Raw genomic sequence first — 11,532 nt, 5'->3', positions numbered from 1 at the left:
CTCACCAAGAAAATAGAGCGCGACCGCAACCGCTAGCGGAATTCCGAACAAGCTGGTGGCAAGGGTCGCGGATAGGACCGCCAGGGTGACGATCCGTCTATGCACGGCCCCGCCATTCCCGCGGGTTTCCTGTTTGCGGCGAGGGGATCTCTTGTCGGACAGGCGAATTGAGGCGATACCCGTAGCCGCGCAGCGTCGTGATTGTCGGCGTCGCGTCCGCTGCCGCAGAGTAGCGACCAGCGACCTCTGACAATTTCCGACGTAAGATGCCGATGTGAACGTCAAGCGTCTTGGTCGACCCGTACCAGTGTTCGTCCCAGACGTCCGCCATCAGCGTGTCGCGACTTACCGCATTGTCAGCGTCGGCCGCCAAGCGGGCAAGCAGGTCGAACTCGCGACTCCGCAACTGCAGACGATGCCCGTGGTAGGTGGCAATACGGCTATTGGCGTTGACCACCAAATCTCCGATGACATGGCCCCCGGGCGCTGCCGCCTGGGTGGGGCCGCGACGCAAGTGGGCGCGGAGGCGGGCCAGTAATTCGGCGTAGCGGAAGGGTTTGGTCAGGTAGTCGTCAGCCCCGGCGTCAAGCCCAACCACGACGTCGATTTCCGCGTCTCGGGCAGTGAGGATCACCAACACGGCGGCGGGCAACGTTGTTCGCAGTTGCCGGCACACATGTACCCCGTCGAGATCTGGCAATCCCAGGTCGACGAGGACCAATTCGAAATTATGAGCGGTCGCTTCCCGCAGCGCACCGCCGCCGGTACGGACCCAGGTCACCTGGTGACCGTTGGCCTGCAGGCCTTCGGCGAGTAGTTTACCAATGGTCTCATCGTCCTCGACCACCAGCAGGTTGGCCATGGCGGCAAGTCTATCGACGGTCACGATTGAACCTCGCTACCGCAGCAGGCTGTCCCGGCCGGTAGGTGTGTATCACAGGGCTGGTTCCCGAGCCAGCTCACGGCTGGGCGGCCCGCCCGGGAAGCGGCCTGCGTCGCCGCGATGGTGTCGGGCGGCAGCGGCGAGGACCACAGTGAGGGGAAGCAGCGTGAGCAGCGGTGCCGCCGCGGGAACCGAGGCCAGCACCACACCCCCGCAGACCGCGCCGCATATGGCGGCCACCAGAGCCGCGACACCCGCACGGTCGGTGTTCGACCGAGGCGATCCGGTCAGCCCGGCGACCACACCGCTCAGCGTTCCCGTGAGATAGGTGGTCGCCACGGTCACCCCGAGCCCGCGCGCCGCGGCGCTTTGCAGACCCATGCCGATCGCAGCCAGCGCGAGCAGCGCCAATTGTGCGGACCCAGTCGGGGCGGCACCGGTTGTTTCCCAGCCGACGGTGAATCCTGAAAGCACCACGAGTTCCACGCCCAGCGCCACCGTTACTCGCAGCGGCCATCGGGGCCCGTCGGTATCGCGTGCGCCGGTGACGCGACTGCCGGCGGCGACTCCAACGATGAACCCGCCGACGGCCGTCGCGGTGTGCGCAACCAGGGCGGCGTTGGCATTCGCAAGCGCAAAACCAGTAAGCACGAGGTTCCCGGTAATCACGCTGGCGAATACTCCACCGTGGCGGGCGAACGTCGTGATGTCGATGGCGCCAGTGCCGAACGTCAGGGCAGCAGCGACCGCTATGGGCCACCGCACCGCGGGTTGCGCTCGGGCGAGCATAAGCGTCACTAGCGATGGGTCGCGACAAGATTGTCGAGTGCGTCTTCGCATTGCTCTGTGGCAGTACGCAAAACCGCGGCGCTGCGGTTGAGACCGGCACGTTCCTCGACGGTCATGGCCGGCTCGAGGACGTCGTCCACCCCGGAGGCACCGACCACCGCCGGAAGAGACAGCGTGGTGCCGTACTTGGGGTGGTAGAGGCCAACCGGTAGCAGAACCCGCTCGTCGCGTAACACGGCAGCCGACAGGCGCGCGACTACCGCAGCGATCCCATAGCAACTGGCACCGGTGCCCTCGATGATGGCGATGTTGGCGAACCGCACATTGTGCTCAATCTCCTGGCGAACCTGTTGTGGCCGCCGGTATCGGGCGTCAAGCAGATCCAAGACGGGTTGGCCGGCGACGGTGGCGGTGGACCACAGCAACACCTGAGAGGTTCCGTGTTCCCCGACGACCATAGCTTGCACATCGTCGGTCTGAACGCCTAGCCGTTCGGCAACATGGACGCGGAATCGCAGACTGTCCAGGAGGGTCCCGGTGGAAAACACCCGGGGATGTCCGGCCAAGCCACGGGTGATGTCTGCCAACGGGTCTGGCGGGTCCGTAACTACCATCAGCACCGCCTCCGGTGCCGCTTCTACCACCTGGGGAATGATGTCGGCGTAGATGCGGGCATTGTCGACGGCCAGGCGCAACCGTCCTTGAGGGTCGGAGCGATCAATCGCACCGCCCGCGCGCTCGTTGACTCCCGCGGTGATAATCACGAGCGTCGCCCCAGCGAGAAGATCGTAGTCGCCCGCCCGCACATCCACAGCCGCCGTGAGCGGGGCCGCGTAGCGAAGATCTAGTGCTACCCCCGCCGCTCGCGCCCGGTCACAGTCGATGAGGACGATGTCCCGACATACCTCGCGCTCGATCAATGCCAGACTGGTAGCGGCTCCGACCGCTCCGGCCCCGATAATGCCAACTCTCATCTTGACCTCCAGATTTAGAACCCGTTGTCTGCGTATGTCTTCCAAGTTAGGAAGCCGTCAGTTATCGGAGATTCAGCGGTGGGTAAAGAGCTGGTTTACCTTGCGAATGCTGAAGGACGCCTGGATAACGCGGGCGGATGCCCTTGTCGAACTGCCGCGAACCCCGTCATCATTTTCTGAGCGGAGCAGTCCTCAGCTGGTCGTTTCAGCGTCCGCTCAGCGCTTCTCAGCGCATTCTCAACACCCATCGACCACCCTCGGCATGGTGTGGTCACCGCAACGGCGCAGTGCCGCAACGTCATTGCGGTGTGGGCAGGCAGGCGTTGCTACCTTTGTCGCTCACACACTAGCGGCTGTTCTGGATCGCCTTCATCCTGAAGCGCCCCCTTGGCGCCGTGGTCGGAAGCATCCTCAGCAAGGAACCTCCGCCAGGCGGCCTGAACCTGGGGAATCGCCGGGAAGTCGGAATGGCTACTGGCCATCCTTATCAGACTGGTCGCGTATCAGATGATTCACGTCCGCCCCAACCCGCTGTGCCGCTGGCCGCCCCCGCAGCCGCCGCACGGGTGAGCACAAACATCCAAATGGGCAGCTCATCATTCGGGTCGCAAAGCTAGAACCACCACACGTCGAAGCTGTGGGCAGATAACCATTACGAATCCGTCAGCCATGTCCACCCAATTGGCTTGCATCGGTGGATCTTCGCCGATCCACAGCCGCTTCTCAGCTCGGCAGCGGACCCTCGGGTAGGTGGGAAGGAGCGTGCGGTGGTCGCAAGCTTGTTTGGACTCGTTCTCCTGTTCTTTGAATTCGTGCTAATTGCTCGCATGGTCGTCGACTGGATCGGCGTGCTATCCCCAGTGGGCGGCCGCAGCGACGGCCTCTCTAAGGCACGCCGGATCACCCACACCATGACCGAGCCGGTGATCCGGCCGGTCCGACGGGTGCTGAAGCCCGTCCGGTTGGGGTCCATGTCAGTTGATCTGGCATTCACGGCAGTGTTCGTGGCGGTCATCATCGTGCGGACCGTCGTGGTGCCGTTGATTCCGTTCTAAGGTCGCAGACCAGGGTGAAACGTTACGGCGTCCCCACCTCGTAGAGGAGAAGGTTGGGGAACCGAGCTGGACCGCCCCTGCATGTCCGGAACTTTTTATTTGTTGGGAAGCTTGGAGTCATGCCAGGCAGTACGTCAAGGAGGTACCCGCCGGAGCGGCGTGAGCGGGCGGTGCGGATGGTCGCGGAGGTCCTGCGTCGCACGCCACCGAGTGGGCCGCCATGCGGGCGGTGTCGGAGTTAGTCGTATCGGCACGGGCGGGACGGTGCGCAAGTGGGTTCGCCAGGCCGAGATCGACGATGGGTCGCGTCCTGGGGTGAGCACTGAGGAGTCCGCGGAGTTAGAGCGTTTGAAGCGGGAGAACGCAGAACTCAGGGGTGCCACGGAAATCTGAAGGCAGCCTCGGCTTACTTCGCGGCCGAACTGTGCGCCACGAGGCGCCAGGTGCGCCACAATCGCAGCGCCCGCCAGCACGAGAGCCTACGGGGCCACCGTCACGGGGGGAGGCGGCGGCATAACGTGGTGGTGAAACCCGCAGCCCGTCAGTGACAACGACGCGGCCAGCACCGCGGACAGTGCGCCAGCTGTCAGCGTCTTCTTATTCCTCTTGGCATTCATCGATCGTGCCTTTCGTCTGCGGGGTGCAATTGCCCTGGTTTGCAACTACCACGACCGGATGCTAACGCCATCACCGGCGCGGCGGACCCGTTTCTGATTATTGAGCGACGGTCCATGGGCGCTCGTCGGGGGCGCCGGAGAAGCGCCGACGCTAGGTGGCTCGTCGGCTTTGGTCCTCGGTGGACTCGGCGCACTTTTGGGACGGCGTGGTCCGGTTCTTCGGCTGAGATCCCCGTTTTTTTGGACGCGCAGCAGTGGCGACCCTTTGACAGTCGCCATTTCTATCTACCGCGTTTTTTTCCACCAAAAACCCGGGCCCTGAAACGGCACGAGGAGGCCGCGCTCGCGATCGGTGCGGTTTAGTTTTCGACTGCGCGCAGCGGGCCAAAGGGTGAAGTGTCATCGGCACCGCGCGGCTCTACGATCCGCGCATGCGCGACATCGCCACCATCGACGGCTCTCAGGCTAATCGCCCGCGCGTGGCGGGTAGCTCGCGAGTTTGGCTGCACGCCGAGCACTGCGCACATAGACGAGCGAGCGGCCTGCCTGGCAATCCCCGAGTGCTCGCTACATATTGAGGGCTTCGCCCCCCGCTAGGCGGGCACGAGGTCGTCGGCCCGAACAAACTGATCGACTGGCTTGGAACGCGGCCGACAGCGCTACAAACAACGCGCGGTTGAGGTGTACCGTAGCCCGCTGGCGTCCGCGCTGCTTTCCGGTCACCTTCCCGTGGACGTCCTCAAGACTGCCTAGACCCGGGCACCGTTCTTCGGTCCATTTTTCGAGCGCGCTAGACATTCCGGACATGCCGTTGGCCCTCCACAGGAGGAGAGGGTACAGGTCACAGCGGGTTGACTGGGCGCGATTCCACGGTTCGGGATGCGGGCCGACACGCGAAACGACAGAAGGACCCATGCTTGGCGGTCCCTTGAGCGACACTGACCGGCATGGCCTTCAAGCTGAATCACAACGGTCCCGAACCTGCCATGGTGTTCGGGGACAAAGACAAGTTTGAGATTATCGCCGGCGGCGTGGTGAAGATCCGCCGAGCGAACAGGACGAATCTCTACATCAACCCCGGGATGTGGACGAGCATTGAGGAGGAGCCGTCACCTAGTGCCGGCCCTAGCCCGCAGGCACCACCCATTGTCGGACACCCTGAGATCGGCCCGGAAGAGGGGCCTTTCTAACGAGATGCCGCTCACCGCACGACTCCTTCCCACCAGGTCGCTCTGTTTCGCTACCAGGCCGGTGGCGAGTCGGCGAGCTAGGTTCGTAGACGTCCCAGTTTATGGGCCAGCCCCGGATGATGTGGCAGAACGTCGACCGGGACGGGCCCGTATGTGTCGACCAGGCTTGCGCGCACATCGTCGGCGTCTGTCTCGCCGCACCAGTCCCGAAGGGTGTAGAGGCGCAGAACGTCGGCGGCGGTGCCCAGGGTCTCGTACGCCCCGCCCTGTTGGGGCGAACTCCCAGGAGTGACCGCCGGTGATGAGGCCGAGTAGCTCCACGACGCCGAGCACGACGACCTCGCTCAGGCGATTGAGGTCGAGAAGTGCGCGGAGCCGGTTGCCTTCAGCGATGGCAGCCCAGGGGTCGTCAAGGGCGTGGATGCCTTTGTGGCAGGCGGAGTGGTGGAGAAGGTCGAGCGGGTTGTGCCGCCTGGGCCGACATTGACACGTCGCGACGACGGACGCCTCGGGCCAGGGGGTGCCGTAGAACGGTGCCCGGAGAAAGGTCTCACCGGGCGTCAGCGTCCACACGCGCCACCCGCCCACGAGGCGCCATGCATGTGCCCCGCTCGCTGAGGCGCGGGCAAATTCGAGCCACCGCTTAGGAGCAGGGCCTACGTCGGTCACGGGATGCCGTGCTACTTGATTCACGCGGGGTCGTCTCCGTCAGAACAAGCCAAACCAGCCCTGAAGTCGTCCTGGTCGTTTTCGGCTTCGGCGTTCAGATCGGCGAGAGATTTTGCACTTTCGGAGAGGGCGACGCCGAGCCGGAGTCGATTAAGCGGTCCGATGCCGAGTTGCTTCTCGTCCTCTTTGATCGACGCCTCGAACTTGGCGACCAAGTCGTACAACGGATTTGGGCGCGGCTGGCCGGTGGACCCGGTAACCAACGGTTCCTTATCCGCCACGCCGAGGAGCCGGTGATACCGATCCAAATTCCGCGACCAACGTAGAGCCAGCGTCGAGTCCGAGCGGCGCATGACTCCACTGACCACGTCCGACCAGTAGCCGGTCCATGCCGTTTGCGCCTGTGCGGAGAGCCCCCGCGGCGTAGGAGGCGCCGTGCCGGCGGCACTAACTACCCCGATATCGAAGCCCATCCGGCGTCGGCTGCGTTGCCGCTTCGCGGCCGGCTTAGGAGGTGGACCAGGCATCAGGAATCACTCCAATTACGACGGGGGGCCACAAAAAAAGGACGGACAAAAACCGGCGGAAACGAAAACGGAGCGATCGGAAACGAAGCCGGAACGCGTCGTCCTACGCCGCGCGTCGGTGCGCTACGCGGAGGAACGCCTGGCGCTGGGCGCCGCGCATGCTGACAGTGGCTATGTCGCGGTCAATGAGGCGGGGGAGCCTTACGCGCCGGACACTCTGACGCGGATGTGGCACAAGCTGGCCAAGGCGGCCGGTGTACGCGAGATCCGGCTACACGATGCCCGCCACTCCTGCGGGACCGCGCTACATCTGCGCGGCGTTCCGCTGGCTGTCATCGCTAAGTGGCTCGGGCGCGCTGATGCCTCAATCACGGCGCGTCTGTACACCCATTCCCAGGATGAAGCGCTGCGAGCGGCCGGGCAGAGTTTAGGTGCGGTTGTGACATCGTCGTGACACGCAGGGTCATGTTCGAACGTCCGCGCGAAGACTGAAATCGAGAAAAGGCAGGTCAAGCAATGTTTTAGATAGTGCCCCCGGCAGGATTCGAACCTGCGGCCTTCTGCTCCGGAGGCAGACGCTCTATCCCCTGAGCTACGGGGGCGCACCTATATACATGTTGCGCCGATGGGCCCCGACAGCCTAACGCATCCGGGTGGCCGCCCGGCCACAACAATGGATTCGGGGCGAGGGCACCCGAGCCAATAGGATGGACGCTCGTGACCCCCGCTGACCTGGCCGAGCTGCTCAAAGTCACCGCTGCCGCGGTGCTTGCCGAGCGCGGGCTGGATGCTGCCGCATTGCCGGCGGTTGTCACCGTGGAACGGCCGCGTAATCCCGAGCACGGCGACTACGCCAGCAACCTGGCACTGCAGCTGGGCAAAAAGGTCGGAACAAACCCGCGTGAGCTGGCCGGATGGCTCGCCGAAAAGCTGACCCACGCCGACGGCATCGCCGAAGCCGAGGTGGCCGGACCGGGCTTCATCAACATGCGCCTCGAGGCGTCTGCGCAGGCCGTGGTCGTCAACAACGTCATCGACGCCGGCGACGAATTCGGTCACTCGGACGCGCTGGCCGGCCACAAGATCAACCTCGAGTTCGTCTCGGCCAACCCGACCGGCCCGATCCACATCGGCGGCACCCGCTGGGCCGCTGTCGGCGACGCGCTGGGCCGGCTGCTGTCCACGCAGGGCGCCGATGTGGTGCGCGAATACTATTTCAACGACCACGGCGCCCAGATCGACCGGTTCGCCACCTCGTTGATCGCCGCGGCCCAAGGCGAACCGGTCCCCGCCGACGGCTACGCGGGAACCTACATCAACGACATCGCCGCCCAGGTCGTGCAGAAGGCGCCCAACGCGCTGAGCCTGCCCGGACCCGAAATGCACGAGACCTTCCGGGCAATCGGCGTCGACCTGATGTTCACCCACATCAAGGAATCGCTGCACGAGTTCGGCACCGACTTCGACGTCTACACCCACGAAGACTCGATGCACACCAGCGGCCGCGTCGACCAGGCCATCGCCCGGCTTCGCGGAACCGGCAATATCTACGAGAAGGACGGCGCGACCTGGTTGCGCACCAGCGCTTTTGGTGACGACAAGGACCGCGTCGTGATCAAGAGCGACGGCAAGCCGGCGTATATCGCCGGCGACATCGCCTACTACCTGGACAAGAGGCAACGCGGCTTCGACTTGTGCATCTACATGCTCGGCGCCGACCACCACGGCTACATTGCCCGGCTCAAGTCCGTGGCCGCCGCCTTCGGCGAGGACCCGGCCAGCGTCGAGGTGCTCATCGGGCAGATGGTCAACCTGATCCGCGACGGCCAGCCGGTCCGGATGAGCAAACGGGCCGGAACGGTGCTCACGCTGGACGACCTGGTCGAGGCGATCGGCGTCGACGCCGCGCGCTACAGCCTCATCCGCTCGTCGGTGGACACCGCCATCGACATCGACCTGGCGCTGTGGTCCTCGGCGTCGAATGAAAACCCGGTCTATTACGTGCAATACGCGCACGCGCGGCTCTCGGCGCTGGCCCGCAACGCCGCCGAACTCGGGCTGATTCCCGACACCGCGCACCTCGAGCTGCTCAGCCACGACAAAGAGGGCGCGCTGCTGCGCACCATCGGCGAATTCCCGCGCGTGCTTAACACAGCTGCGTTCCTGCGGGAACCGCACCGGGTGTGCCGCTACCTGGAAGACCTCGCGGGCGACTACCACCGGTTCTACGACTCCTGCCGCGTGTTGCCGCAGGGCGACGAGCAGCCCACCGACCTGCACACCGCGCGCCTGGCGCTATGCCAGGCCGCCCGCCAGGTCATCGCCAACGGGCTGTGGATTCTCGGCGTCAGCGCCCCGGAGCGCATGTGAACGTCCATCCCGCCGGACCCCGGCACGCCGACGAGGCGCGTCACGCCGAAAGCCCGCCGCGACCGCAATCCCCCGAGGAGCTGCTGCGGCTGGCGCCGAACGTGTGGCCGCGCGGCACAACTCGCGATGACGCGGGAGTGGCGGTCATCGGGGGAGTCGCGGTGACCGACCTTGCCCAGGAGTACGGCACCCCGTTGTTCGTCATCGACGAGGACGACTTCCGCTCGCGCTGCCAAGGCATGGCGGCGGCCTTCGGCGGCGGCCACAACGTGCACTACGCCGCCAAGGCGTTCCTGTGCACCGAAATAGCGCGCTGGATCAACGAAGAGGGTCTCTCGCTGGACGTGTGCACCGGCGGGGAACTGGCCGTCGCGCTGCACGCCGACTTCCCGCCGGAGCGGATTACCCTGCACGGCAACAACAAATCGGTCGGGGAATTGACCTCCGCGGTCAAAGCCGGTGTGGGCCATATCGTCCTGGACTCGATGACCGAAATCGAGCGCCTCGACGCCATCGCGGGCGAGGCGGGCATAGTCCAGGACGTCCTGGTGCGCCTCACCGTCGGGGTCGAGGCGCACACCCACGAGTTCATCTCCACCGCGCACGAGGACCAGAAATTCGGGCTGTCGGTGGCCAGCGGCGCGGCGATGGCGGCGGTGCGCCGGGTATTCGCCACCGATCACCTGCGACTGGTCGGATTGCACAGCCACATCGGCTCGCAGATCTTCGACGTCGCAGGCTTCGAGCTCGCCGCGCACCGCGTCATCGGCCTGCTGCACGAGATCGTCGGCGAGTTCGGCGTCGACAAGACGGCCCAACTGTCGACGGTCGATCTCGGTGGCGGCTTTGGCATCTCGTACCTGGCGCCCGACGATCCGCCGCCGGTGGCCGAGCTGGCGGCCAAGCTGAGCGTCATCGTGCGCAACGAGTCGGCGGCCGTCGGGCTGCCCATCCCCAGGCTGGTGGTCGAGCCGGGACGTGCCATCGTCGGACCGGGCACCATCACGCTCTACGAGGTCGGCACCGTCAAGGACGTCGACGTGAGCACCACGGCGCACCGGCGCTACGTCAGCGTCGACGGCGGCATGAGCGACAACATCCGCACGGCGCTCTACGACGCGCAGTACGACGCCCGGTTGGTCTCGCGAGTCAGCGATGCACCGGCGGAGCTTGCCCGCATCGTCGGAAAGCACTGCGAGACGGGCGATATCGTCGTCCGTGACACCTGGGTCCCGGGCGACCTGCACCCGGGCGACCTGGTCGGGGTCGCCGCCACCGGCGCCTACTGCTATTCGCTGTCGAGCCGCTACAACATGATCGGCCGCCCCGCGGTGGTAGCTGTGCGTGGTGGGCGCGCCCGCCTCGTCCTGCGCCGGGAGACGGTCGACGATCTTTTGGGTCTGGAAGTGAGGTGACCGGTGTCCGGTGACGAAAAGCCGGTCGGCGTAGCAGTGCTCGGCCTGGGCAACGTCGGCAGCGAAGTCGTCCGCATCATCGAGGACAGCGCCGACGATCTGGCGGCCCGCGTGGGCGCGCCGTTGGTGCTGCGCGGCATCGGGGTGCGTCGCGTCGCCGCCGACCGCGGGGTTCCGGTCGGCCTGCTGACCGACAACATCGACGCGCTCGTCTGCCGCGAGGACGTCGACATCGTCGTCGAATTGATGGGACCGGTGGAGCCAGCCCGCAAGGCGATCCTGTCCGCGCTGGAGCACGGCAAGTCCGTCGTCACGGCCAACAAGGCCCTGCTGTCCGTCTCCACCGGAGAGCTGGCGCAGGCGGCCGAAAACGCCCACGTAGACCTGTATTTCGAGGCGGCGGTCGCGGGCGCGATCCCGGTCATCCGCCCGCTCACCCAATCGCTGGCCGGCGACACGGTGCTGCGAGTGGCCGGCATCGTCAACGGCACCACCAACTACATCCTGTCCGAGATGGACAGCACCGGCGCCGACTACGCCAGCGCCCTTGCCGACGCCAGCGCGCTGGGCTATGCCGAGGCCGATCCCACCGCCGACGTCGAGGGCTACGACGCCGCGGCCAAGGCCGCGATCCTGGCGTCCATCGCCTTCCACACCCGGGTCCATGCCGACGACGTCTATCGCGAGGGGATCACGAAGATCACGCCCTCCGATTTCGCGTCCGCGCGATCCCTGGGCTGCACCATCAAGCTGCTGTCCATCTGCGAGCGCGTCACGGGAGACGATGGCCAGCAACGGGTTTCGGCCCGCGTCTACCCGGCGCTGGTGCCGTTGTCGCATCCGCTGGCCACGGTAAGCGGGGCGTTCAACGCGGTGGTGGTCGAGGCCGCGGCCTCGGGACGGCTGATGTTCTACGGCCAGGGGGCCGGCGGCGCGCCCACCGCGTCGGCGGTCACCGGCGACCTGGTGATGGCAGCCCGCAACCGGGTGCTGGGCAGCCGTGGCCCGAAGGAATCCCGGTACGCCGAACTTCCCATCGCGCC

General features: G+C 65.8%; 11 protein-coding genes, 1 tRNA gene and 1 pseudogene. 7 read left to right on the top strand and 6 right to left on the bottom strand.

Annotated elements, in window-relative coordinates; genetic code table 11:
* Positions 1–97 precede the first annotated feature (97 nt).
* From JWP83_RS13460 to JWP83_RS13450, 3 genes are all read right to left on the bottom strand, one after another.
* Positions 98–862, bottom strand: a complete 765-nt coding sequence (locus tag JWP83_RS13460; RefSeq protein WP_297730595.1) for a response regulator transcription factor — start codon at positions 860–862, stop codon at positions 98–100.
* 72 nt (positions 863–934) lie between these two features.
* Positions 935–1,672 (bottom strand): YoaK family protein, encoded by a 738-nt coding sequence (locus JWP83_RS13455; RefSeq protein WP_297730597.1) that lies wholly within the window; start codon positions 1,670–1,672, stop codon positions 935–937.
* Positions 1,673–1,680: 8 nt separating this feature from the next.
* Positions 1,681–2,646, bottom strand: a complete 966-nt coding sequence (locus JWP83_RS13450) for a lactate dehydrogenase (RefSeq protein WP_297730593.1) — start codon at positions 2,644–2,646, stop codon at positions 1,681–1,683.
* Between the two features lie 767 nt (positions 2,647–3,413).
* Between JWP83_RS13450 and JWP83_RS13445 the strand changes: the two genes are divergently transcribed.
* Together JWP83_RS13445 and JWP83_RS13440 are read left to right on the top strand one after the other, a co-directional pair.
* Positions 3,414–3,701, top strand: a complete 288-nt coding sequence (locus JWP83_RS13445; protein WP_297730591.1) for a YggT family protein — start codon at positions 3,414–3,416, stop codon at positions 3,699–3,701.
* Between the two features lie 119 nt (positions 3,702–3,820).
* Positions 3,821–4,082, top strand: a pseudogene (locus JWP83_RS13440) (IS3 family transposase); the annotation flags it as partial.
* Between the two features lie 98 nt (positions 4,083–4,180).
* Here JWP83_RS13440 and JWP83_RS13435 read toward each other — a convergent pair.
* The gene (locus tag JWP83_RS13435; RefSeq protein ID WP_297730589.1) at positions 4,181–4,318 is read right to left on the bottom strand and encodes a hypothetical protein; all 138 of its coding nucleotides are present in this window, start codon (positions 4,316–4,318) and stop codon (positions 4,181–4,183) included.
* Positions 4,319–5,265: 947 nt separating this feature from the next.
* On the opposite strand from JWP83_RS13435, the gene JWP83_RS13430 reads away from it, so the two are divergent.
* On the top strand, positions 5,266–5,508 hold the full coding sequence (locus JWP83_RS13430) for a hypothetical protein (RefSeq protein ID WP_297730587.1): 243 nt from the start codon (positions 5,266–5,268) through the stop codon (positions 5,506–5,508).
* A 689-nt stretch (positions 5,509–6,197) separates the two neighbouring features.
* On the opposite strand, the gene JWP83_RS13425 is transcribed toward JWP83_RS13430, so the two are convergent.
* The gene (locus tag JWP83_RS13425; protein ID WP_297730599.1) at positions 6,198–6,650 is read right to left on the bottom strand and encodes a hypothetical protein; all 453 of its coding nucleotides are present in this window, start codon (positions 6,648–6,650) and stop codon (positions 6,198–6,200) included.
* On the opposite strand from JWP83_RS13425, the gene JWP83_RS13420 reads away from it, so the two are divergent.
* A complete protein-coding gene (locus JWP83_RS13420; RefSeq protein ID WP_297730585.1) occupies positions 6,613–7,158 on the top strand; it encodes a tyrosine-type recombinase/integrase in 546 nt (181 codons plus the stop codon). The two genes, JWP83_RS13425 and JWP83_RS13420, sit on opposite strands and share 38 nt — an antisense overlap.
* 75 nt (positions 7,159–7,233) lie before the next feature.
* On the opposite strand, the gene JWP83_RS13415 is transcribed toward JWP83_RS13420, so the two are convergent.
* Positions 7,234–7,306, bottom strand: a tRNA-Arg gene (locus JWP83_RS13415).
* A 115-nt stretch (positions 7,307–7,421) separates the two neighbouring features.
* Between JWP83_RS13415 and argS the strand changes: the two genes are divergently transcribed.
* From argS to JWP83_RS13400, 3 genes are all read left to right on the top strand, one after another.
* Positions 7,422–9,074 (top strand): arginine--tRNA ligase, encoded by a 1,653-nt coding sequence (argS, locus tag JWP83_RS13410; protein ID WP_297730583.1) that lies wholly within the window; start codon positions 7,422–7,424, stop codon positions 9,072–9,074.
* Positions 9,071–10,489, top strand: coding sequence for a diaminopimelate decarboxylase (gene lysA, locus JWP83_RS13405; protein ID WP_297730581.1), 1,419 nt, complete (start codon positions 9,071–9,073; stop codon positions 10,487–10,489). The genes argS and lysA overlap by 4 nt, the downstream gene beginning before the upstream one ends.
* Positions 10,490–10,492: 3 nt before the next feature.
* Positions 10,493–11,532: homoserine dehydrogenase (locus JWP83_RS13400; RefSeq protein WP_297730579.1), on the top strand; the 1,040-nt coding region annotated here is incomplete at its 3' end.

Origin of the sequence: Mycobacterium sp., from assembly GCF_025965855.1 — a bacterium.
Lineage (GTDB): Bacteria > Actinomycetota > Actinomycetes > Mycobacteriales > Mycobacteriaceae > Mycobacterium.
Note: the sequence above shows the minus strand (reverse complement) of the source record. Positions and strands in the feature narration are given on the sequence as shown.

Bases quoted from the DNA above. Each gene is read 5' to 3' on its own strand.
- JWP83_RS13450 (WP_297730593.1), bottom strand. From the start codon at position 2,646: ATGAGAGTTGGCATTATCGGGGCCGGAGCGGTCGGAGCCGCTACCAGT.
- JWP83_RS13460 (WP_297730595.1), bottom strand. From the start codon at position 862: ATGGCCAACCTGCTGGTGGTCGAGGACGATGAGACCATTGGTAAACTA.
- JWP83_RS13455 (WP_297730597.1), bottom strand. From the start codon at position 1,672: ATGCTCGCCCGAGCGCAACCCGCGGTGCGGTGGCCCATAGCGGTCGCT.
- JWP83_RS13425 (WP_297730599.1), bottom strand. From the start codon at position 6,650: ATGGGCTTCGATATCGGGGTAGTTAGTGCCGCCGGCACGGCGCCTCCT.
- JWP83_RS13430 (WP_297730587.1), top strand. From the start codon at position 5,266: ATGGCCTTCAAGCTGAATCACAACGGTCCCGAACCTGCCATGGTGTTC.
- JWP83_RS13435 (WP_297730589.1), bottom strand. From the start codon at position 4,318: ATGAATGCCAAGAGGAATAAGAAGACGCTGACAGCTGGCGCACTGTCC.